Origin of the sequence: Nitrosomonas sp. JL21 (assembly GCF_009833095.1) — a bacterium.
Classification (GTDB): Bacteria; Pseudomonadota; Gammaproteobacteria; order Burkholderiales; family Nitrosomonadaceae; genus Nitrosomonas.
Genome location: NZ_QRCB01000015.1, coordinates 89,989 through 112,456, shown reverse-complemented (window position 1 = coordinate 112,456; position 22,468 = coordinate 89,989). Strand labels below are relative to the sequence as shown.

The 22,468-nt window shown below is 42.6% G+C and carries 21 protein-coding genes; 18 read left to right on the top strand and 3 right to left on the bottom strand.

The window, feature by feature from the left end; all coding sequences use genetic code 11:
* Nucleotides 1–21: 21 nt before the first annotated feature.
* The 14 genes from ABF87_RS05830 to xerD all read left to right on the top strand — a co-directional run bounded on the left by ABF87_RS05830 (nt 22) and on the right by xerD (nt 16,846).
* Nucleotides 22–1,275, top strand: a complete 1,254-nt coding sequence (locus ABF87_RS05830) for an NADH-quinone oxidoreductase subunit D (protein ID WP_160828195.1) — start codon at nt 22–24, stop codon at nt 1,273–1,275.
* A gap of 2 nt (nt 1,276–1,277) precedes the next feature.
* Complete coding sequence (gene nuoE / locus ABF87_RS05825) at nt 1,278–1,754, top strand: NADH-quinone oxidoreductase subunit NuoE (protein ID WP_160828194.1); 477 nt, start codon at nt 1,278–1,280, stop codon at nt 1,752–1,754.
* The gene (gene nuoF / locus ABF87_RS05820) at nt 1,751–3,028 is read left to right on the top strand and encodes an NADH-quinone oxidoreductase subunit NuoF (protein WP_160828193.1); all 1,278 of its coding nucleotides are present in this window, start codon (nt 1,751–1,753) and stop codon (nt 3,026–3,028) included. Before nuoE ends, nuoF begins: the two co-directional genes overlap by 4 nt.
* A 64-nt stretch (nt 3,029–3,092) precedes the next feature.
* The gene (nuoG, locus tag ABF87_RS05815) at nt 3,093–5,504 is read left to right on the top strand and encodes an NADH-quinone oxidoreductase subunit NuoG (RefSeq protein ID WP_160828192.1); all 2,412 of its coding nucleotides are present in this window, start codon (nt 3,093–3,095) and stop codon (nt 5,502–5,504) included.
* A 22-nt stretch (nt 5,505–5,526) separates the two neighbouring features.
* Nucleotides 5,527–6,624, top strand: coding sequence for an NADH-quinone oxidoreductase subunit NuoH (nuoH, locus tag ABF87_RS05810; RefSeq protein ID WP_160828191.1), 1,098 nt, complete (start codon nt 5,527–5,529; stop codon nt 6,622–6,624).
* A 6-nt stretch (nt 6,625–6,630) separates the two neighbouring features.
* Nucleotides 6,631–7,119 carry an NADH-quinone oxidoreductase subunit NuoI gene (gene nuoI, locus ABF87_RS05805; RefSeq protein WP_160828190.1) on the top strand — a complete coding sequence of 163 codons (489 nt, stop codon included), beginning with the start codon at nt 6,631–6,633 and terminating at the stop codon, nt 7,117–7,119.
* A gap of 19 nt (nt 7,120–7,138) precedes the next feature.
* The gene (locus ABF87_RS05800; protein ID WP_160828189.1) at nt 7,139–7,744 is read left to right on the top strand and encodes an NADH-quinone oxidoreductase subunit J; all 606 of its coding nucleotides are present in this window, start codon (nt 7,139–7,141) and stop codon (nt 7,742–7,744) included.
* 41 nt (nt 7,745–7,785) lie between these two features.
* Nucleotides 7,786–8,091 carry an NADH-quinone oxidoreductase subunit NuoK gene (gene nuoK / locus ABF87_RS05795; protein ID WP_160828188.1) on the top strand — a complete coding sequence of 102 codons (306 nt, stop codon included), beginning with the start codon at nt 7,786–7,788 and terminating at the stop codon, nt 8,089–8,091.
* A gap of 39 nt (nt 8,092–8,130) precedes the next feature.
* The gene (gene nuoL, locus ABF87_RS05790; RefSeq protein ID WP_160828187.1) at nt 8,131–10,071 is read left to right on the top strand and encodes an NADH-quinone oxidoreductase subunit L; all 1,941 of its coding nucleotides are present in this window, start codon (nt 8,131–8,133) and stop codon (nt 10,069–10,071) included.
* Nucleotides 10,072–10,153: 82 nt separating this feature from the next.
* Nucleotides 10,154–11,638 (top strand): NADH-quinone oxidoreductase subunit M, encoded by a 1,485-nt coding sequence (locus ABF87_RS05785; protein WP_160828186.1) that lies wholly within the window; start codon nt 10,154–10,156, stop codon nt 11,636–11,638.
* Between the two features lie 50 nt (nt 11,639–11,688).
* Nucleotides 11,689–13,134 carry an NADH-quinone oxidoreductase subunit NuoN gene (gene nuoN / locus ABF87_RS05780; RefSeq protein ID WP_160828185.1) on the top strand — a complete coding sequence of 482 codons (1,446 nt, stop codon included), beginning with the start codon at nt 11,689–11,691 and terminating at the stop codon, nt 13,132–13,134.
* A 272-nt stretch (nt 13,135–13,406) separates the two neighbouring features.
* A complete protein-coding gene (htpG, locus tag ABF87_RS05775; protein ID WP_160828184.1) occupies nt 13,407–15,317 on the top strand; it encodes a molecular chaperone HtpG in 1,911 nt (636 codons plus the stop codon).
* A 127-nt stretch (nt 15,318–15,444) separates the two neighbouring features.
* Nucleotides 15,445–15,948, top strand: a complete 504-nt coding sequence (locus tag ABF87_RS05770) for a methylated-DNA--[protein]-cysteine S-methyltransferase (RefSeq protein WP_160828183.1) — start codon at nt 15,445–15,447, stop codon at nt 15,946–15,948.
* Entirely contained in the window at nt 15,935–16,846 is a 912-nt protein-coding gene (xerD, locus tag ABF87_RS05765) for a site-specific tyrosine recombinase XerD (RefSeq protein ID WP_160828182.1), read from the top strand. Before ABF87_RS05770 ends, xerD begins: the two co-directional genes overlap by 14 nt.
* A gap of 10 nt (nt 16,847–16,856) precedes the next feature.
* Here xerD and ABF87_RS05760 read toward each other — a convergent pair whose 3' ends face one another.
* The gene (locus ABF87_RS05760; RefSeq protein WP_160828181.1) at nt 16,857–17,345 is read right to left on the bottom strand and encodes a disulfide bond formation protein B; all 489 of its coding nucleotides are present in this window, start codon (nt 17,343–17,345) and stop codon (nt 16,857–16,859) included.
* A gap of 147 nt (nt 17,346–17,492) precedes the next feature.
* On the opposite strand from ABF87_RS05760, the gene ABF87_RS05755 reads away from it, so the two are divergent.
* A complete protein-coding gene (locus tag ABF87_RS05755) occupies nt 17,493–17,849 on the top strand; it encodes a hypothetical protein (RefSeq protein WP_240143544.1) in 357 nt (118 codons plus the stop codon).
* A 105-nt stretch (nt 17,850–17,954) separates the two neighbouring features.
* Here the strand turns inward: ABF87_RS05755 and ABF87_RS05750 are convergent, their stop codons facing one another.
* Nucleotides 17,955–18,347 (bottom strand): DUF423 domain-containing protein, encoded by a 393-nt coding sequence (locus tag ABF87_RS05750; protein ID WP_160828180.1) that lies wholly within the window; start codon nt 18,345–18,347, stop codon nt 17,955–17,957.
* 63 nt (nt 18,348–18,410) lie between these two features.
* Nucleotides 18,411–19,760 (bottom strand): exodeoxyribonuclease VII large subunit, encoded by a 1,350-nt coding sequence (gene xseA / locus ABF87_RS05745; protein ID WP_160828179.1) that lies wholly within the window; start codon nt 19,758–19,760, stop codon nt 18,411–18,413.
* A 365-nt stretch (nt 19,761–20,125) separates the two neighbouring features.
* Between xseA and ABF87_RS05740 the strand changes: the two genes are divergently transcribed.
* From ABF87_RS05740 to ABF87_RS05725, 3 genes are all read left to right on the top strand, one after another.
* Nucleotides 20,126–20,734 (top strand): MotA/TolQ/ExbB proton channel family protein, encoded by a 609-nt coding sequence (locus tag ABF87_RS05740; RefSeq protein ID WP_160828178.1) that lies wholly within the window; start codon nt 20,126–20,128, stop codon nt 20,732–20,734.
* 510 nt (nt 20,735–21,244) lie between these two features.
* The gene (locus ABF87_RS05730) at nt 21,245–21,493 is read left to right on the top strand and encodes a hypothetical protein (protein ID WP_160828177.1); all 249 of its coding nucleotides are present in this window, start codon (nt 21,245–21,247) and stop codon (nt 21,491–21,493) included.
* Between the two features lie 62 nt (nt 21,494–21,555).
* A complete protein-coding gene (locus ABF87_RS05725; RefSeq protein WP_160828176.1) occupies nt 21,556–22,404 on the top strand; it encodes a VacJ family lipoprotein in 849 nt (282 codons plus the stop codon).
* Nucleotides 22,405–22,468: the final 64 nt, after the last annotated feature.

Genomic DNA, 22,468 nt, shown 5'->3' with positions numbered 1-22,468 from the left:
ATTTTTTGATGTAAGTAAGCTATGGCTGAAATACGAAACTACACTATGAATTTTGGACCCCAGCATCCTGCAGCCCATGGCGTGTTGCGATTGGTACTGGAGCTGGATGGGGAAGTCGTTAGACGCGCAGATCCGCATATCGGATTATTGCATCGTGCCACCGAAAAGCTGGCGGAAAACAAAACATATCTTCAATCAGTTCCTTATATGGATCGATTGGATTATGTATCCATGATGGTCAATGAGCACGCGTATGTCATGGCGATTGAAAAGTTGCTGAATGTCGAAGTGCCGCTGAGAGCGCAGTATATTCGTGTGATGTTTGATGAGATAACGCGAATACTGAATCATTTACTGTGGATCGGTGCGCATGCCTTGGATGTCGGGGCTATGACCATGTTTTTATATGCGTTTCGAGAACGGGAAGATTTGATGGACTGCTACGAGGCGGTATCAGGCGCAAGAATGCATGCTGCCTATTATAGACCGGGTGGCGTATATCGCGATTTACCGGATACCATGCCGCAATACCAATCTTCAAAAATTCATAATGAAAAGCAAACACGTTTGCGGAATACCAATCGAGAAGGGTCATTACTCGATTTTATCGAAGATTTTACCAATCGATTCCCTAATTATGTTGATGAATATGAAACGTTATTGACAGATAATAGGATTTGGAAGCAGCGGTTGGTTGATATCGGAGTGGTATCACCTGAACGTGCCAAAGCACTTGGTTTTACCGGCCCGATGTTGCGCGGTTCAGGTGTCGAATGGGATCTGAGAAAAAAGCAACCCTACGAAGTTTATGATCGGATGGATTTCGACATACCCGTAGGGGTCAATGGTGATTGCTATGATCGATATCTGGTGCGCATGGAAGAGTTTCGCCAGTCAAACAGAATCATAAAGCAATGTGTGGAATGGTTGCGTCATAATCCAGGTCCTGTAATTACTGACAATCATAAAGTTGCTCCTCCCTCGCGAGTGGATATGAAGCAGAATATGGAAGAAATGATCCATCATTTCAAATTGTTCACGGAAGGATTTCACGTGCCGGCTGGTGAGACTTACGCAGCCGTTGAGCATCCTAAAGGTGAGTTTGGAATCTATCTGGTATCGAATGGAGCCAATAAGCCCTACCGATTGAAAATTCGTGCGCCGGGTTTTGCGCATTTAGCTTCGTTGGATGAGATGTCAAAAGGACATATGATTGCTGATGTAGTGGCGATCATTGGTACGCAGGATATTGTATTTGGTGAAATAGATAGATAACGATGTTAAGTGCTGAATCCCTAAAAAAAATTGATCGAGAGATCGCTAAATATCCGCCTAACCAGAAACAATCGGCAGTCATGTCAGCGCTTGCCATAGCCCAAGATGAGAAAGGCTGGCTGGCGACTGAGACAATTAATTTTGTTGCAGACTATCTAGAGATGCCTGCTATTGCAGTGTATGAAGTGGCTACATTTTATAATATGTATAATTTGGAGCCTGTGGGCAAATACAAGATTACGGTATGTACTAACTTACCCTGCGCTTTATCTGGGAGCAATGAAAGCGCAGCTTATCTAAAGCAGAAACTAGGCATAGAATTCAATCAAACTACTCCCGATGGTAAATTTACGCTTAAAGAAGGTGAATGTTTCGGTTCCTGTGGGGATGCGCCTGTATTTCTTGTAAATAATAAGCGTATGTGCAGTTTTATGTCGAATGAGAAAATTGATCAATTGTTGGAGGAACTGAGTAAATGAATCAGTATCCGCAGACATTAATGAATGGGGTGAATCCATCTGATTCCGATAACTGGCGCCTCAAAAGCTATGAAAAGCGTGAAGGTTATGCTGCGCTTAGAAAAATTCTTACGAAAAAAATTAAACCGGAAGAGATCATCGAAGAGGTTAAGAAATCCGCATTGCGTGGTCGCGGCGGAGCGGGTTTCCCTACTGGTCTGAAGTGGAGCTTCATGCCTAAAGGTTACGAAGGTGATAAGTACATCGTCTGTAACTCAGATGAAGGTGAACCTGGAACGTTTAAAGACCGAGACATCATGCGGTTTAATCCTCATTTGCTCATTGAAGGTATGATTATTGCGGCTTATGCAATGGGTGTTAAAGCTGGTTACAATTATATTCACGGTGAGATATGGGAAACCTATGAACGAATGGAGGAAGCTGTTGAAGAAGCGCGAGCAGCTGGCTATCTGGGTAATGATATTCTCGGTTCATCGTTCAGTTTTGAGTTATATAATCATCATGGGTATGGCGCATATATTTGTGGTGAAGAAACTGCGCTCCTAGAATCCATTGAAGGTAAGAAAGGGCAACCACGATTCAAGCCTCCCTTTCCGGCAAATTTTGGTTTATATGGAAAACCGACCACCATCAACAATACGGAAACGTTTGCGTCGGTTCCTTGGATTATTCGAAATGGCGGAGATAAATATCTCGAACTTGGCAAACCCAACAATGGCGGTACAAAAATTTTCTCTGTCTCAGGTCATGTCAATAAGCCAGGTAATTATGAGATTCCGCTGGGAACACCGTTTGCTGAACTACTGGAATTAGCCGGAGGAATGCGTGGTGGCAGGAAGCTAAAAGGATGTATTCCAGGCGGATCTTCAATGCCCGTTTTGCCTGGTGAAATCATGATGCAGACTGATATGGATTATGATTCCATTGCTAAAGCCGGATCTATGTTAGGTTCGGGTGCTGTCATCATCATGGATGAAACGACTTGCATGGTAAGAGCATTGGAGAGGTTATCCTATTTTTATTACGAGGAATCCTGCGGGCAGTGCACTCCATGTCGTGAAGGTACTGGATGGCTTTATCGCATCGTCAATCGTATTGAGCATGGCAAAGGGCGACCAGAAGACCTTGATCTTTTAGATAATATAGCGGACAACATTCAAGGCCGAACGATTTGTGCCTTGGGTGATGCGGCAGCAATGCCAGTTCGTGCGATGATTCAACATTTTAGAGACGAGTTTGTTTACCATATCGAACAAAAAAAATGTATGGCTTGAATGCCTTGCTAATTACACAAACACGTCAGTTCTGCAATTCGTGATTAACCCAAGAATTTAACCGATGATCAATATAGAAATCGACGGTAAGCCAGTGTCTGTGCCCAAAGGGAGCACCATTATGGATGGTGCTAAGCAGATTGGGGTATATATACCGCATTTTTGTTATCACAAAAAATTATCCATTGCTGCAAATTGCCGCATGTGCCTAGTGCAAGTCGAAAAAGCGCCTAAACCACTACCAGCATGTGCCACTCCCGTTATGGATGGGATGAAGGTATTCACGCATTCTCAGCAGGCAATCACCGCACAAAAAGGTGTGATGGAATTCTTGCTGATTAACCATCCGCTTGATTGTCCAATTTGTGACCAAGGCGGCGAATGTCAATTACAAGACTTAGCCGTAGGATATGGTGCTAGTGAGTCTCGTTACGATGAGCCCAAACGGGTAGTGGTCAATAAGAATCTAGGCCCTTTGATCTCCACCGATATGACACGCTGCATTCATTGCACGCGCTGTGTGCGTTTCGGTCAAGAAATAGCAGGAATCATGGAGCTTGGAATGGCGGGGCGTGGCGAGCATTCAGAAATACTTTCCTTTGTAGGAAAGACAGTAGATTCCGAGATATCTGGAAATGTCATTGACCTGTGTCCGGTAGGTGCGTTGGTTAGTAAACCATTTCGTTACTCAGCTCGCACTTGGGAATTATCACGTAGAAAATCAATTAGTCCGCACTGCGGCCTAGGATCGAATCTGGTGGTGCAGGTCAAGCAAAATCGAGTTATGCGAGTTCTCCCTCGGGACAACGAAGCGATCAATGAGTGTTGGTTATCGGATAAGGACCGTTTTTCTTACGAGGGACTGAATTCCGAAGATCGATTGACTCGTCCGATGATAAAACGCGATGGCCAATGGATGGAATGCGAATGGCAGGAAGCGTTGGAGTTTACAGCAAATGCCTTGCAAGCCATTAAACATAAATATGGTGCTCGCAGCATCGGAGCGCTTGGGTCTGCGCATAGTACCGCTGAGGAATTGTATTTGCTGCAGAAATTAATGCGGGGCGTGGGAAGCGGCAACATTGATCATCGTCTGCGCCAATCTGATTTTCGAGGCGACAGCTATGCTCAGGGAATACCATGGCTAGGAACTAGCATTGCCGATCTTTCGCAATTGAAATCCTGCTTGATTGTAGGCAGTACGTTACGGAAGGATCATCCTCTTATTGCACAACGCTTACGTCAAGCGGTAAAAAATGGCATGCAGTTGAACATTATTAATCCAATTGATGATGATCTACTGACGAAGGTTGCCAATAAAGCGATCGTTGCTCCTAGTTTGATGGTTAAAATATTGGCGGAAATTCTCAAAGCAGCGGTTGAGATCAAAGGAAACGATCAGCCAAAAGAAATCCAGCATCTCGTTAGCTCGACTAATGTATCGAACACCGCAAGTGCATTCGGCATTGCTTCGAGTTTGATCGAAAATTCTCCCGCAGCCATTTATTTGGGTAATTTATCTCAACATCATCCTGACTACTCAAGAATAATGCTTCTGACGAGCTTGCTTGCGCAAGTGACTGGAGCGAATTTTGGCCTATTAGGCGAAGCTGCCAATAGCGTTGGCGCTCATTGGGTGGGCGCAATCCCTGATGCTAGAGGATTATCGACAGCCATTCAATCAAATCGAGAAGTGACGGGAATGAATGCTGCGCAAATGCTGGGTCTTGGCAAAGATAGTGCTGATGAAGCATGTCGTGCTTTTATTTTGATGAATGTAGAACCTGAATTTGATGCCTACAATTCTCAACTAGCAACGAAAACCATGGAGAGCAGCGAATTTGTCGTGTCCATGAGCATTTACAAAGGAAATGCAGAAACGTATGCAGATGTGTTATTGCCTATCGCTCCTTTTACTGAGACATCAGGTACTTATGTAAGCACCGAAGGTCGTGTTCAAAGTTTCAATGGTGTTGTTTCTCCCTTCGGCGAGGCCAGGCCGGCCTGGAAAATTTTGCGAGTTTTGGCTAATTTACTAGGTCTTGAAAAGTTTGATTATGAAACGCCAGAGCAAATTCGGGAGGAAATCTTCCCGATGGGGATGGACATTAGTCAATATTTGAATAATTCAATGACGAATTCTGAATTTAATGTCGATGACTCTGATCAACAGCGTCTGCAGCGCATTGGAGAAGTACCCATTTATCAGGCTGATCCAATTGTCCGACGCGCTGAGTCACTGCAATTAACTCAGGACGCGTTACCGCCGAAGGCTTGGGTTTCATCTGCAGTTCTGGAACGCCTCGGTGTTGCTGCCGGAGCCCTTGTAAGAATTAAGCAAGGCTCAGAATCGGTGCAACTTGAAATCGCTTGTGATGAAAAACTACCTGCTGGTTGTGTACGTATACCTTGCGCACATCCTAATACAACCGCGTTAGGAGATCTGTTCGGAGAGATTCAGGTGGAAAGGTTGTAATGGTAAAGGCTAGGATTTATTAATGGACTATATACAACAACAATTTGTGCAGATATTTGGAACAGAATGGGGTTCGATGCTGTTCTCATTGATGACCAATTTAGTATTAATCTTTGCGATTGTCGTTCCACTCTTATTAGGCGTTGCCTATCTGACATTTGCTGAACGCAAGATAATTGCGTATATGCAAGCTCGTGTCGGACCTAATAGGGTAACTTTTTTCGGTATTTCGTGGTTGAGAGGTTGGGGACAGCCGATTGCTGATGCAGTTAAAGCAATCATGAAAGAGATCGTCATCCCCACGGGTGCTAATAAGACATTATTTATTTTGGCGCCGATTCTTACGTTCATGCCGGCGCTGGCGGCGTGGGCGGTTATTCCTTTCTCTCCCGAATTGGTGCTGTCAGATATCAATGCCGGTTTGTTGTATATTTTGGCGATGACATCGATGGGCATATACGGCATTATCATTGCAGGCTGGGCATCTAATTCTAAATATGCTTTTCTCGGTGCGATGCGCTCGGCAGCTCAAGTGGTATCTTATGAATTGGCTATGGGATTTGCATTGGTATGCGTATTAATGATGTCGCAAAGCCTCAATCTGGGAGATATCGTTAAAGGGCAACAAGGGGATAGCTTTCTGAATTGGTATTTGATTCCTCTTTTTCCGATGTTTTTGGTGTATCTGATTTCAGGCGTTGCAGAAACAAATCGGGCTCCATTCGATGTGGCCGAAGGTGAGTCTGAGATTGTTGCTGGCTTTCATGTTGATTATTCAGGCATGGCATTCACTGTTTTCTTCTTGGCTGAATATTCCAATATGATCTTGGTAGCGGCATTGACTTCGATTCTGTTCTTGGGCGGATGGCTGCCACCTGTTGATGTAGCACCACTGAATCTAATACCTGGTTTTATCTGGTTATTGCTTAAGATGATGTTCATCTTATTCTTTTTCTTATGGTTTCGTGCGACATTTCCGCGGTATCGGTATGATCAGATCATGAGACTGGGTTGGAAAATATTTATTCCTATTACACTTGTATGGATTGTTCTCTTGGGATTGATTATGCAATTACCTGAATCAATACGAGATGAATTTCCATTAACCATATGGTTTTAAAAGACAATGAATCGTATTAAAAAATTTTTTAGTACCTTTTTACTTTTTGAGTTATGGAAAGGTATGGCGGTAACCGGGAAATACATGTTTAAGCCTAAAATAACCGTGCATTATCCTGAAGAAAAAACGCCGCAGTCGCCGCGTTTCCGCGGTCTGCATGCGTTGCGTCGTTATCCCAACGGGGAAGAGCGTTGTATCGCTTGCAAATTATGCGAAGCGGTGTGTCCTGCCATGGCCATTACCATTGAATCTGAGCAACGCGAAGATGGTACACGGCGCACTACTCGTTACGATATTGATCTCAGTAAATGCATCTTTTGTGGTTTTTGTGAAGAATCATGCCCTGTGGATTCCATTGTAGAGACGCGAATTTTGGAATATCACTGCGAGAAAAGAGAAGATTTTATTTATACCAAAGAAATGCTTCTGGCTGTTGGTGATCGCTATGAAGAGCAAATTGCCAAAGATAGAGAAGCAGATGCGCGGTATCGTTGAATTTGGCTGGTAAATACACATGAATTTTCAGGATCTCATATTTTATTTTTTTTCAGCGATATTAGTTGTATCGGCATTGGGTGTAATTACTGTCCGTAACCCAGTCTATTCTGCATTATTGTTGGTTGTCGCTTTTGTAAGTTGTGCCGGGTTATGGTTATTGTTAGAAGCGGAGTTTCTCGCCATTGCGCTAGTGTTGGTTTATGTCGGTGCGGTAATGGTACTGTTTTTGTTTGTAGTAATGATGCTAGACATTAATCTGGATCAATTACGCGAAGGATTTTGGAAATGGTTTCCTTTTGGAGCGCTTATCGCGCTGATCTTGGTTGGAGAAATGTCCATGGTTCTTATGGGCAAGTATTTCGGTTTAGAAGAAATGCCCGAACCAAGTTCCCAAGGCATTGATTATAATAACACCCGTGAGCTAGGCCGACTGATTTATACTGAGTATGCCTATCCATTTGAATTAGCCGCTGTATTACTACTGGTCGCAATGGTCGCGGCAATTGCATTGACACTGCGTCATCGCGAGGATAAAAAATCTCTTAATCCATCCAAACAGGTTCAAGTTAGAAAACAAGATCGGATACGAATCGTGGCTATGCCATCAGAAAAAAAAGAATAATGTCGTGTTGATTAATTGATGAGAAAAATAGGGGAATCAACTTGGTAACGTTATCTCATTATCTAGTACTTGGCGCAATTTTATTTGCGATTGGTATTGTCGGTATTTTTCTAAATCGAAAAAATGTCATTATCATATTAATGTCCATTGAGCTGATGTTGTTGGCAGTGAATATGAATTTTGTGGCTTTTTCGCATTATTTGCAGGATATATCGGGTCAGATTTTTGTGTTTTTCATTTTAACTGTGGCAGCCGCTGAATCAGCCATAGGTTTGGCCATACTGGTCGTATTATTCCGTAATCAACAAACGATCAACGTTGATGATCTTGATAAACTCAAGGGTTGATCAAGTAGAGAATACCTAACTGATAGAAAGAACTATTAGATGCAAACACTTTATTTATTGGTACCACTTGCACCGCTGGTGGGAGCGCTTACAGCAGGTTTATTTGGACGTTATATTGGGCGGGAATGGAGTCATCGAGTAACGATCTCGCTCGTGTTAGTTTCGTTACTGGCGTCTCTGGTTATTTTTTTCGATGTATTGGATGGGAATGTTTTTAATGGCAGTGTCTATACGTGGTTGGTATCAGGCGATACTCGGTTTGAAGTAGGTTTTCTAATCGATCAGTTATCTGCAACCATGATGGTAGTGGTGAGCTTTGTTTCTCTAATGGTGCATATCTATACCATTGGTTATATGCACGATGATGCAGGCTACCAACGATTTTTCAGTTACATCTCCTTATTCACATTCTCGATGATGATGCTGGTGATGTCGAATAATTTCCTGCAATTATTTTTTGGTTGGGAAGCTGTAGGCTTGGTATCGTATTTATTGATCGGATTCTGGTATACCCGTCCCACTGCCATCTATGCCAATATGAAGGCTTTCCTGGTAAACCGGGTGGGTGATTTTGGTTTCCTTTTAGGCATTGCTTTGGTACTGATGTATTTTGGAACTTTGGATTATGTGTCTGTCTTCGAGCAAGCTCCGACTAAAGTCGATGAAACGATAGCAGTCTTTCCAGGAATACCGTGGTTGCTTGTTACGGTCATCTGTATCTTGCTATTTATTGGTGCAATGGGCAAGTCAGCGCAATTTCCGCTGCATGTATGGCTCCCTGACTCAATGGAAGGCCCTACGCCAATCTCTGCTCTCATCCATGCAGCAACGATGGTGACCGCCGGTATTTTCATGGTGGCGCGCATGTCGCCATTATTCGAACTTTCTGAAACAGCGTTATCCGTCATATTGATCATTGGTGGCATAACCACATTGTTTATGGCTCTGGTAGCTGTGGTCCAGAATGACATCAAGCGCGTAGTTGCCTACTCTACCTTATCGCAATTGGGTTACATGACCGTTGCATTGGGAGCGTCTGCCTATTCAGCTGCAATATTTCATTTAATGACGCATGCTTTTTTTAAAGCAGTTCTATTTTTGGGAGCAGGGTCGGTCATTATTGCCATGCATCATGAGCAGAACATGCAGAAAATGGGAGGGCTTCGGCGCTATATGCCGATTACCTATGGAACGATGTTCATTGCCGCATTAGCCAGTGCCGGGGTACCAGGTTTTTCAGGCTTTTTTTCGAAGGATGCCATTATCGAAGCAGTGCACTACGCCAATGTACCTGGCGTCGGTTTTGCCTATTTCTGTGTATTGACTACAGTTTTTGTGACAGCTTTGTATACCTTCAGGTTGATATTCATGACATTTCATGGAACAACTCGAATGGATGAGCATACCAAAGACCATTTGCACGAATCTCCTTGGGTCGTGACCTTACCACTGGTTATTTTAGCGCTACCGACCATCGCTGCCGGTTGGTTTATCGGTCCGATTGTTTTTGGAGATTACTTTAATCAGGTCATTCATGTATCACCTCAACATAATGCCATCGAAAAATTGGGTGCCGAATTTACAGGCATTGTTGGCATGATGATTCACGCACTTTCTACTGCTCCTTTCTGGTTATCGGTAGCGGGTATTTTTACTGCGTGGTATTTATATTGTGTTAGAACTGATATACCTGAAAAGATAAAGTTGCGTTTGGGTTTTCTCTATAATCTTCTAGATCGAAAATATTATATCGATGAGTTGTATTCATGGTTATTCGCCGGGGGTACGCGAACATTAGGCACTGCACTGTGGAAATTTGGCGATATGAAAATAATTGACGGTTTTCTCGTAAATGGCACAGCCCGTGCCGTAGCGTTTTCAGCTACGTTGGTTCGTCGCTATCAAACGGGCTATATTTATCATTATGCCTTTACGATGATTGTCGGGATATTCATTATCTTGACGTTTTGGCTTTATTGAGTTTTCTCTCACTAAATAAATTTACTGCATATATCAATTACTTAAATAAAATAAGCACTACAATAAATATTACGGAATAAGCATGTCGTTTGAATTCCCACTTTTAAGTTTAGTTATTTGGTTGCCAATCGTGTTTGGTATTGTCGTATTTGCAACTGGAAATGATCGTAATGCAAACCTTGCACGCGTTATCTCTCTGGCTGGAGCCATTCTTGGTTTTATAGTAGCTATTCCACTGTATGGCAACTTTGATTCGGCGAGTGGAATAATGCAATTTGTCGAGAATCATGCTTGGTTCGAGCGATTTAATGTCAACTATCATTTGGGTATTGATGGCATATCAATGCCATTGATATTGCTAAACTGTTTTATTACTCCACTTGTTATCGTGGCCGGTTGGGAAGTGATTAAAGAAAGAGTATCGCAGTATATGGGTGCTTTTTTACTGATGTCGGGCATAGTCAATGGGGTTTTTGCATCTCTGGACGCCATTTTATTTTATGTATTTTGGGAAGCTTCTCTGATTCCGATGTTTCTGATTATCGGAATTTGGGGCGGACCTAATCGCGTATATGCAGCCATCAAATTCTTTCTCTATACATTACTCGGCTCTTTATTGATGCTGATAGCTTTCATTTATTTGTATCAGACTTCAGGCGGCAGTTTCTCAATTGCGGATTATCATCAGCTTGCGATTCCGCTGACACCGCAAATTCTGATTTTTGTTGCGTTCTTGTTAGCTTTTGCTGTCAAAGTCCCGATGTGGCCTGTACATACGTGGTTGCCGGATGCTCACGTTGAAGCGCCCACAGGAGGATCAGTTGTACTTGCTGCCATTCTGCTTAAATTAGGAGGATATGGATTCTTAAGATTTTCATTACCTATTGCTCCTGATGCTAGTCATTATTTGGCGGACATGATGATCGTTTTATCGTTGATAGCTGTTGTATATATTGGTCTGATCGCGTTGATGCAAGCTGATATGAAAAAACTGATTGCTTATTCATCTGTGGCACATATGGGGTTTGTTACCTTGGGATTCTTCTTGTTTAATGCTATAGGCATAGAAGGAGCAATGGTACAGATGATATCGCATGGTTTCATTTCCGGTGCGATGTTTTTATGTGTAGGCGTTCTTTACGATCGATTACACTCTCGGCAAATTGCTGATTATGGTGGTGTGGTTAATAAAATGCCGGCCTTTGCTGCTTTTTTCATGTTATTCGCGATGGCAAATGCAGGCTTACCCGGTACCAGCGGCTTTGTTGGTGAATTTATGGTCATCATGGGTAGCATGCAAATTAATTTCTGGTATGCATTTTTAGCTGCCACGACATTGATATTTGGTGCGGCTTATACGCTGTGGATGTATAAAAGAGTTATTTTCGGAGCTGTTGCTAGCCCGGCGGTTGAGCAGCTGAGTGATGTATCAAAGCGTGAATTTGCAATCTTAGCCATATTAGCGGTTTCAGTTCTATGGATGGGGCTCTATCCGTACCCTGTTACTGAAGTAATGCATGCGACCATTGACCAATTATTGGCTCATGTCAGCAATAGCAAATTGTAATGAAAATTTTCTGGAATGATTTTTTCCCCGATGACGAGGATTAAGAAGTAATGAATTTTATACCACCTGATTTTGCACCAGCTTCTTCCGAAATTTTCATGCTTATTATGGTGTGCATTGTGATGCTGGCCGATCTGTCCGCAGGAGAAGGCAGACGTTATGTAGCCTATTTGTTGACACAAATTACATTATTGGGCTGTGCGTTGCTTACCTTCTTATCATTTTCTACAGAAGTCAGTGAAACATTTTCTGGTATGTTCGTTGATGATGCGATGGCGGATATTCTTAAGCTGATGGTATACGGCACTGTTTCTGCAGTATTGATCTATTCTCATGCTTATATCAGTGATCGGGGAATGTTGAAAGGCGAATTCTTCAGTCTGATATTGTTTGCAACCTTAGGAATGATGGTCATGATTTCATCCAGTCATTTCTTGACATTGTATATAGGACTTGAGTTACTTTCACTTTCGATGTATGCGCTGGTAGCCCTGCAACGAGATTCGGTGGTTGCAACCGAAGCAGCAATGAAGTTTTTTGTATTGGGAGCACTAGCTTCAGGTTTCTTGTTATATGGTATGTCGATGGTATATGGTGCGACTGGAACATTACACGTTTCTCAACTTGCGCAAATCATCCAAAGTGAAGCGAGTAGCAAAGAAGTGCTGGTGGTCGGATTGGTCTTTATTGTTGCCGGCATCGCTTTTAAGCTGAGTGCTGCGCCATTTCATATGTGGGCTCCTGATGTCTATCAAGGCGCACCTACCGCGATAACGTTATTCATTGGATCTGCACCTAAGCTGGCGGCCTTTGCCTTTGTTATGCGATTATTGGTGGAAGGAATGGGAGAAATGGTTGCCGATTGGCAGGGCATGCTCGTGATTCTGGCTGTGTTATCGATGGCAGTAGGTAATATTGCTGCCATTGCTCAGTCAAACATCAAGCGTATGCTGGCCTATTCAACAATTTCCCATATGGGTTTCTTGCTGTTGGGATTTATTAGTGCTGATTCAAATGGCTACAGTTCCGCATTATTCTATGTGATTGCTTATGTTCTGATGACGTTGGGAACTTTTGCTGTCATCATGATGCTGTGTCGTAGCGGATTTGAAGCAGAAAATATTGATGATTTCAAAGGGCTGAGCAAAAGAAATGCTTGGTATGCATTTATCACTCTGATATTAATGCTTTCATTGACAGGCATTCCGCCAATGATTGGTTTTTACGCCAAATTTGCAGTCCTTCAAGCGGTAGTGAATGCTGGTTATGTGGGATTAGCGGTGGCGGCGGTATTGTTCTCATTGATTGGTGCTTTTTATTACCTACGCATCATCAAATTGATGTATTTTGATGAACCTGAGACTGACGAACCGATTGTATCTAATAGCGATGCGAAGATTCTTTTGAGTGCAAATGGTTTTGCGGTACTTGCACTGGGGATATTTCCTCAAGCACTGATGGGTCTTAGCCTGTACGCTATTCAAAATTCGATGTAATTCATTTAGAATCTTTCGTAACGAATTTCTCATTTAAACCATATTTTTATCCAGGCCTCATTATTCAATGAGGCGTATTCTTTTTATTAGCATTTTCGAAATGACTCATTCAAAGCAGTCAGTGAATAGCTTTTAAATCATTTTTGCTTGACGCAATTTTTTAATGTAATTGAAGCCTCAAGGATTCAGCCGATTGAGAGAATCCCGATCAATTTACTTGAATTTTTCTGGAAGTACCTCATATAAAGAACAAAAATTTTAAGGAGTAAAAAGTGCATACTGAAACAACAAAAGAACACTTGAGTTTCCAGACTGAAGCTAAGCAGTTGTTAAAATTAATGATTCATTCTTTATACAGCAATAAGGAAATTTTTCTGCGTGAGCTTATTTCCAATGCTTCTGATGCTGCTGACAAGCTTCGTTTTGAGGGCTTGACAGATTCAGCCTTATACGAATCAGACCCCGATCTTAAGATTCGAGTAAGTTATGATGATAAGGAGCGTACCATTACTATTTCTGATAATGGCATCGGTATGTCAAGGCAGGAAGTCATTGATCATATTGGTACTATAGCTAAATCTGGGACACGTGAATTTTTTGATTCTTTAACAGGGGATCAAGCAAAAGATGCTCATTTAATCGGTCAATTCGGTGTTGGCTTTTATTCAGCATTTATTATCGCAGATAAAGTGACTTTAAACACTCGACGCGCTGGTTTAACAAGTGACCATGGCGTGCGCTGGGAGTCAACAGGTGAGGGTGAATACAGTCTAGAGACTATAGAGAAGCCAATTCGCGGCACCGAAATCATTTTGCATCTACGCAATGATGAAGATGAGTTTCTTAATGGAATGAGGCTACGCAATATTATTCGCAAATATTCCGATCACATCACGTTACCCATCGTGATGAAAAAAGAAGAATGGATGCAAGAAGACAATAAAAACAAGATTACAGATGAAGATGAAACGATAAATCAAGCGAATGCGCTATGGGCACGCTCCAAAAGCGACATTACCGAAGATCAGTATCACGAATTTTATAAGCATGTCGCGCATGATTTCGAACCTCCATTAGCTTACTTGCATGCGCGCGTTGAAGGTAAGCAAGAATACATTCAGTTGTTGTATATCCCGGCGCGGGCGCCTTTTGACTTGTTCGACCGCGAGCACCGCCATGGCATTAAATTATATGTGCAGCGTGTCTTCATCATGGATGATGCGGAAAAGCTGTTGCCTAACTATTTACGCTTCATTCGCGGGGTGATCGATTCGAATAACTTACCTTTAAATGTATCCCGTGAAATCCTGCAAGAATCGAAGGATATTGACACAATTCGCGGCGGTGTCGTTAAAAAAGTGCTCGGATTGATTGAGGATTTAACGAAAGGTGAAAACGGCGAGAATAATGAGAAGTTCAAGATTTTTTATCGAGAGTTTGGCCAGGTACTCAAAGAAGGCGTAGGAGAAGATTATGCTAATCGAGAACGAATCGCCAAATTGCTGCGCTTTGTGACGACTTACAGTGAGGGCGATGAACCTGAAGTTTCATTAGAAACATATGTTCAACGCATGAAGGAAGGGCAAAACAAAATTTACTTTGTGACGGCAGATAGCTTAAAGGCAGCTAAAAATAGCCCGCATTTGGAAGTCTTCCGTAAAAAAGGCATCGAGGTATTGTTGCTATCTGATCGCATTGATGAATGGCTCGTGAGCAGTCTTACCGAATTTGAAGGCAAACAACTTCAATCTGTAGCAAAAGGCGGTCTTGATCTAGGAGGATTGGAGGATGAAGCAGAAAAAGAACAGCGTGAAAAAGAAATCAATGACTATCAAGAATTGATCGAAAAGATGAAATCTGTACTTGAAGAGCAAGTCAAGGATGTGCGCATTACCTTCCGACTCACAGAATCACCTGCCTGTTTGGTCGCAGATACCTTCGATATGGGTGGTAATCTCGAGCGGTTGTTGAAATCTGCAGGACAAAAAATAACTCATACTAAACCGATTCTGGAAATTAATCCTTATCATCCTATGATGCAGAGATTAAAAACCGAAATGAATAATTTCGAAGATTGGAGTCATATTATTTTCGATCAAGCTTTACTTGCTGAGGGAGGACAGTTAGAAGATCCGGCTGCATTCGTAAAAAGACTCAATGAATTGCTAATGCTGAAGTCCTGAATAACAAAATCGTCAAGTTTAAAAAATAAGCTCCGATATAAATCCAGCGGTGCGGAGAGTCAGAGATAGCTTGAAACTTCTTTTTGTTTCGCATGTCAATGCTGAGTAGACAGTCGAGTAAGCGAAAGTGAATAAATCAAAGAGTAATCAATCAGATGGATCAGTAAGAAATTATCAGGCAAAATTGATTACACCATTTGCGGTATTAGGAATCATTATCGAGGAAGACTGGTTGACTGATATTGATTATTTGCCGCTGGATGTGCAGCCAATGGCGCCACAAGGTTATCTCGCAAAAGAAGTCTGCCGGCAATTGCAAGCTTATCTGGTAGAGCCAACATTCAAATTTGACCTTAGTTTGCATATTGGCGGTACTACCCATCAACGCCGAGTGTGGCAAGCTATTCAAAATGTTTCTAGTGGATGCACGATTAGTTATGCTGAGATTGCCGCTCAGTTACATTCTGCTCCGAGAGCGGTGGGTCGAGCGTGTGGGGCAAATAGACTTCCTATCATCATACCCTGCCATCGAGTCATTTCGAAAAGTGGCGGATTAGGAGGTTTCATGAATGCTAGTGATGGAAATCCTTTAGAAATTAAACGATGGTTGTTGCGCCATGAGAGTGCTTGATTTGGATGCGAATCTGTTAGATGAATTTTCCGATGCATTATGGTTGGAAGATGGCTTGTCGCGCAATACATTAGACAGCTATCGTAATGATTTGCGGCTATTTACTGAATGGTTAAAAAAGAGAAATCAGAAAGATCGAGTTTTAACGGACGCGACGCACTCTGATTTGCTCGAATTTTTGGCGTCCCGAGTCTCTGACAAGGTCAAAGCCAGCACCACCAGCCGTGAATTATCGAGTTTAAAGCGATTTTATCGTTTTTTACTACGGCAAGGAAAAATTACCATCGACCCCAGTCTCAACATTGAGACCCCCAAGCTGATGCGTAGTTTGCCTGAAAGTTTGACAGAAAAAGAGGTTGATTTATTACTGAGCGCTCCTGATCTCAAGCATCCGCTTGGATTGCGCGATCGTGCCATGCTGGAAGTATTATATGCCAGTGGGTTGCGCGTTTCTGAGTTGATCAATCTGAAGTACTCTCAGGTAGGGATGGATATGGGGGTCTTGCGAGTAATGGGCAAAGGCAGGAAAGAACGCCTTGCGCCATTAGGAGAAGAGTCTCTCGCGTGGCTGAACCGGTATACTAAAGGAGCCCGCCCCGCTCTTTTGAATGGGATCGTCACTGATACAATATTTGTAACGACGCGCGGCGCTGCAATGACGCGTCAAGCATTCTGGTATCTCATCAAACGCTACGCACAGATTGTCGGTATCAGTAAGCAACTTTCACCGCATACGTTGCGGCATGCTTTTGCTACGCACTTGTTGAATCACGGAGCCGATTTACGGGTTGTGCAGCTGCTGTTAGGGCATGCAGATATTTCGACTACGCAGATTTATACCCATATTGCTCGCGAACGATTGAAACAGCTTCATGCCAAGCATCATCCCCGCGGATGAGTTCATGAATTTAAGAAGTCTTCTCGTTATTTTTTATGACTAGTGTATAAAACGCTAAAGTGCCGAGGCTAATAAAAGCAATTAATGACCAATCCGGGATTGTAAGCGATAAAAATTTCCACTCAATGCTGGCACAATCACCATTGGCCTCAAACATTCCCGGCCACCACTCTGCGATAGGTAAGGCATTCAGAAAGGCTTCTTCCGGACTAATGCCACATTCAAAGGACTCCGGATAACGTATCAGCCAAGCGTGCCGAGTCGCGATGATTGCGCCTACGCTCGCAAAGGCACTCATCAATGTGCCATAGAACCGACGTCCCCAAATGTCTGGGCTATGAATGAACGCCAGCAATGCGGTCAATCCTAATAACCAATAAACGACTCGTTGGGCTACGCATAAAGGACAAGGCAGCAATCCTTCCTCCTGTTGTAAATATTGCGCATAGCCTAGAAGACCGATGCAGCTCAGCAGAATGAATAAATATATTAATCTCATGGTGTTTATCTCATCAGTTAATTCATGCAGTGCTTATCCATAAATAGTTTGTGGATTTCTTAGACAATTTGCTATGATGAATTCGTCAGATGGCTGAATATTTATAATAACAGCACTATCTTTTTTTAACGAAGTAATCAGGAGACTATGATGCAAGCAAAAATATTTATTTCGGTATCGATCGCTTTTATTTTTTTAGCTTTAAGTGCACCGATTAGCGCAGATTTGGGCAATATGGATAAAGCTGAGGCTCAAGCTAAAACTAAATTTGATCATATCGGATTGGCTGAAATGTATGAGAAAGAAGCTAACGAAATGAATACAAAAGTTGAAGAACAAAGAAAATTATTGCAAGAATATGAGGAGCATAGCGAATATTATGGGCGGGAAGGTCAAGATTTTCACTCTCATCATGAAGCGTTATTGCGGAAATATATGAAAGCTGTAGAACGTAATAAAGAAATGGCCGCTTCTCATCGCAAAATGGCAGGAAAAAATAAATAATGTTTTCTTCAACATTCGCTCTGCCTACGTATAATTTAGTTTGTTGCTAAGTTTTGTGATAAAAAGAATTCATATAAAAATGCGGTAGTCTAGTATGGGATACCGCTACGACTGCGGCGAAATCACCTTTTCTTTCCAGAGGGTGTAGATTAATAACCCCCACGCGCTGAGAAATGAAACGCCGCCAAAGGGTGTAATCATTCCAAACCCGCGCGTTCCAGTCAAACTTAAGGCGTAAAGACTGAAGCTGAATAAAATAATACCAATCATCATAAACCATCCAGAAATAGGTAAAAGGCGGGATTTGGGGAAATGTAACAGCAGCAGGCCTATGACCAAGATCCCGAATGCATGATAAAAATGATATTGCACTCCAGTATGGTATACCGCAATCATATCAGTGGATAGCATGCTTTTTAAACCATGAGCGCCAAACGCCCCCAATGCAATGCATAAGAAGGTGTTGAATGCACCCAGTATTAAAAAAGTTTTTGCCATCGACGATCTTGTCCTTGTGGTTTTATTGTATAAACAGAAAAATGCTAAGTGAATACAGGTTGGTTAAGACTTATCAAGTTTTGTAATATCCGCTTCACATGCGCCGTGCGCGAATTTTACCTGAATTCTCTCGCCGCGATGGAGTTGTTTGCTATCTCGAATGATTGCATTTTCAGTGGAAAAGGTGATGCTGTATCCCCGTGCCAGCACTGACTGAGGATTCAACTGCGAAAGTTGGGCATGCAAATAGCGTAGTTTGTTAGTCTGGTTTTCGAGATAGCTGAACATAATTAAGCGAAAACGATCATTCAATTGATTGTGAGCGTAACTCCGGTTCATCATATCTAGACTCGAAGCCATCAAACGCCGGTTGAAATCCATTAACTTCCAGTGGTTCTTTTCGATCTGATGTCTCCAGTTTTTCATCAGCCGGTCATTTAAATAATTCAACTGCAGAGATTGTCGGCGAATTCGATCACCAGGATAAATCAGACGATGCGACATAATATCGGCTTGTTGCATGCTCAACTCGATACGATGCAAGACAGAGCGATTGATGCGCTGATGCAATCGATACAAGTGATCGGCCAAGTCTCGATAGTCCCTGCTAACGAGCTCAGCAGCGCCAGTAGGTGTGGGTGCACGAAGATCCGCGACAAAATCGGCGATCGTAAAGTCGGTTTCATGACCCACTCCGCAAATGATGGGAATGGCACTCGCTGCGATAGCCAACGCAACGGTTTCTTCATTGAAAGCCCATAAATCTTCAATACTTCCACCACCGCGACAAATGATCAGCACATCGCATTCTGCCCGGATATTTGCGAGTTGGATGGCATCGGCAATATTGTCAGCCGATAATTTGCCCTGCACCAATGTTGGATAAATAATGACGGGTAGTGATGGCTGACGTCGCTTTAATGTCGCTAGTACGTCCCGCAGGGCTGCGGTATTGGGGGACGTAATCACCCCAATTTGCTTGGGAAAGCCGGGGATGGGTTTTTTATTGGCCGGATTGAATAAGCCGGCTTTTTCCAGCTTCGATTTAAGCTTTTCAAAGGTTTCAAATAATTGCCCCAACCCAGCTCGACGCATAATTTCGACATTGAGCTGAAAATCACCGCGTGGCTCATATAAGGTCACCAGCGCCAATAGCTCGACTTGCATACCATCTTTGGGTTCCCAGTCGATATATTGATTCTTATGGCTAAAAAGGACGCAGCGAACTTGAGCCGCGGCATCTTTAAGAGAAAAGTACCAATGCCCCGATGGGTAACATTTCAGATTTGAAATTTCCCCTTGTATCCAGAGTAGCGGAACGTTCTGCTCCAGAAGTTGCTTGGCAGTATGATTTAACTCGCTGACAGTGAGTATTTTATGAATGATGTTAGGTAAGACTGAAAGCAAATTCATTGCATTAGATCGAAGTAATTCACACGGATGAGATTGACCTCAGGTTTGATTACACTCAGTGGTAAAATTCATCGGGAAGGATTTTAATTAATTGTTTTATAATAACTTTATTGATAGATTAATAAATGATCAGCTTTAAAAAATTGTTTGAATCTACAAACTTACCGGGTTAATTCTAAATTTATTAACAAACTTGTCCACAGAAATTGTGGATAGAAAAAATTGCTCCCTTGTTGCTGAAAATCCACGATCAAGATACATTACATGCGAAATTGATAGCTTAGTTATAAAATACGCACGTCAGTAATGCATAGGTCACAATTCTATAATACCTTGATCCATTGTCAGAGTGAGGAGATTATCGCGTGTTATCATTGATTCAAGCTGCCGGCTGGCCAATCTGGCCCATCATCATTGCATCGATTGTCGCTATGGGTATCATTGTTGAACGCATGTGGACATTGCGTTTAAGCGTCATCTCTCCCAAGGAGTTATTACCTAAAGTATTGAATGAGTATAAAAGAACAGGAACAAATCCTGAGATGATAGCGCGCTTGCAGCAGCATTCGCCATTAGGAAAAGTTCTTGCTGCTGGACTCAAAAATATCAAAAGTACGCGTGAGGTGATGAAGGAGTCGGTTGAAGAATCGGGACGCCTGGTTGCGTATGACTTGAGTCGTTATTTAACAACGCTGGGAACGATTGCGGCCCTGAGTCCGTTGATGGGATTGTTCGGGACGTTGGTAGGAATGATAGAAATTTTTGGATCGAATTCTCCAACCGGTAGTAATCCCACTCAACTGGCGTATGGAATCTCAGTAGCGCTCTATAATGCTGCGTTTGGCATTCTTGTGGCGATTCCGAGTATGATTTTTTACCGCCATTTCCGGGCAAAAGTTGATGGTTTCGTGCTTGAGATGGAGCTGCAAGCATTAAAGCTTATAGAAATTGTACATGGTGAACGAGAAAGTTGAGGTAGATCATTAATAAACGATAATGCAGCAGCATGAGTCAGTCAGATTGAACTAAGAATTTCTTTTTGTTTCTGAAATATTTCTAATACTTAACTTGAGATATCATCAGCAACCGGCGTTCTTTAGTTACGAGTATGTCGTTAAATTCTTGCAGGAAAAAGGGGGCACGGTCAGGGTTCTGGAATTACCGGATGTGCCTTTAAGCTCGAATGTGGAAGTTGTGCGCGGTTCAATTTGTGATGCTGATATCGCTCTTAAGGCTCTCAAAGGGTTCAGCGAATTTATCATCTGGCGGCCAATCCTAATTTATGGACTTCGAATAAGAGTGATTTTCACCGGATAAACTTTGAAGGAACGCAAACAGTTTTCGCTGAAGTGGCAAAGCAGCAAGATATTGAAGTTATAGTGTATACTTCGACCGAATCGGTTTTATCCGCAAATACGCGCCAGTACAGATCCATTGATTGATGCGACCGTGAAACGTACCTTAAAAGAAATGCCTGGACCTTATTGCCGTTCAAAATTGGCGATGCCGAAAAGACAATACCTTATTGGCTTGCGTTGATGACAGGGGCTATTTCCGAATTTATAGCCGATTATGTGACGCATCGTTTTCCTAGAGCGTCATTGACAGGTGTCCGGTTGGCTCGGCACGAGATGCATTTTGATAGCGCAAAAGCGGTGAATAAGCTTGGCTGTCCACAGAATTCGGTGTGGATTGAGCTGGTCGATGAGATTGAGTGGTTAGTTATTGAATAGTGGATTGATTATTCGGCGTCTGCCATTATTTAAGAAGCTTAAGACTGTTTATTGATTGGTACATGAATGAGAGTGTCAAGATTTTGAGAAATGCAAGTTCGGTGAGAGAGTGTAACTATGGAGTTATTTTTTTATTTATCCTATGCATTTCTTTTTTTCAAGGCTGTGCATCCACCTCCAAGCACAGCGATCCTGAGATAGATCCCGTCGATCCGCATGAAAAAATCAATCGTGCTTCCTATGATTTTACCGACAAGGTGGATCGGGCAGTATTCGAACCCGTCGTGAATGCTTATATTGACTATGTGCCCAATGCTGCACAGCGATCGATCGGAAATTTTTACGATAACCTGTCCTACCCGAATGTGGTACTGAACTCTTTTCTGCAAGGGAAAATGAAGCAGGGCGCTCAAGATACGGTTCGTTTTTTTGTCAATTCAACGATCGGCATGTTTGGGTTGTTCGATATGGCGACACACATGGGTTTACAGAAACATGATGAGGATTTCGGCCAAACTCTAGGTGTGTGGGGCGTCAATCCCGGGTCCTATCTTTTTATTCCCTTCTTGGGCCCCAGTAGTGAACGTGATGTGACCAATATTCCGGTCGGTATTTTTACCAATGTGCTTTTTTATGCCGGTCTGGTCGTAGGCTCATACTTTGCCGCACCGCTGACAATTCTGGGCGCCATCGACAAACGCGCACGCCTGGCAGGCCCGATGCGCGTTCGCGATGAGGCAGCAATCGATCCCTATCTTTTTGTTCGCGAAGCTACGATACAACAGCGCGAATTCTTGATTCATGATGGCAACCTGCCTCTTGATCTTTATTATGAGCCTTTTCAAGACAATCCTTTTGAGAAAGAGCCTGAAAAAATAAAAGCAAAGCCTAAGACTGAAAAGAAATTGTAATATGAACTTGATGGCTATATGCTGTGAGTAAGTTTGCAATAGCCGAAGAGAAAAATCTTTATAT

Coding starts and splice junctions, on each gene's coding strand:
- ABF87_RS05785 (WP_160828186.1), top strand. CDS start 10,154: ATGTCGTTTGAATTCCCACTTTTAAGTTTAGTTATTTGGTTGCCAATC.
- nuoN (WP_160828185.1), top strand. CDS start 11,689: ATGAATTTTATACCACCTGATTTTGCACCAGCTTCTTCCGAAATTTTC.
- nuoG (WP_160828192.1), top strand. CDS start 3,093: ATGATCAATATAGAAATCGACGGTAAGCCAGTGTCTGTGCCCAAAGGG.
- nuoL (WP_160828187.1), top strand. CDS start 8,131: ATGCAAACACTTTATTTATTGGTACCACTTGCACCGCTGGTGGGAGCG.
- xerD (WP_160828182.1), top strand. CDS start 15,935: ATGAGAGTGCTTGATTTGGATGCGAATCTGTTAGATGAATTTTCCGAT.
- nuoI (WP_160828190.1), top strand. CDS start 6,631: ATGAATCGTATTAAAAAATTTTTTAGTACCTTTTTACTTTTTGAGTTA.
- ABF87_RS05830 (WP_160828195.1), top strand. CDS start 22: ATGGCTGAAATACGAAACTACACTATGAATTTTGGACCCCAGCATCCT.
- ABF87_RS05760 (WP_160828181.1), bottom strand. CDS start 17,345: ATGAGATTAATATATTTATTCATTCTGCTGAGCTGCATCGGTCTTCTA.
- ABF87_RS05750 (WP_160828180.1), bottom strand. CDS start 18,347: ATGGCAAAAACTTTTTTAATACTGGGTGCATTCAACACCTTCTTATGC.
- ABF87_RS05725 (WP_160828176.1), top strand. CDS start 21,556: ATGAATGAGAGTGTCAAGATTTTGAGAAATGCAAGTTCGGTGAGAGAG.
- nuoF (WP_160828193.1), top strand. CDS start 1,751: ATGAATCAGTATCCGCAGACATTAATGAATGGGGTGAATCCATCTGAT.
- nuoH (WP_160828191.1), top strand. CDS start 5,527: ATGGACTATATACAACAACAATTTGTGCAGATATTTGGAACAGAATGG.
- ABF87_RS05800 (WP_160828189.1), top strand. CDS start 7,139: ATGAATTTTCAGGATCTCATATTTTATTTTTTTTCAGCGATATTAGTT.
- xseA (WP_160828179.1), bottom strand. CDS start 19,760: ATGAATTTGCTTTCAGTCTTACCTAACATCATTCATAAAATACTCACT.
- ABF87_RS05755 (WP_240143544.1), top strand. CDS start 17,493: ATGATGCAAGCAAAAATATTTATTTCGGTATCGATCGCTTTTATTTTT.
- nuoE (WP_160828194.1), top strand. CDS start 1,278: ATGTTAAGTGCTGAATCCCTAAAAAAAATTGATCGAGAGATCGCTAAA.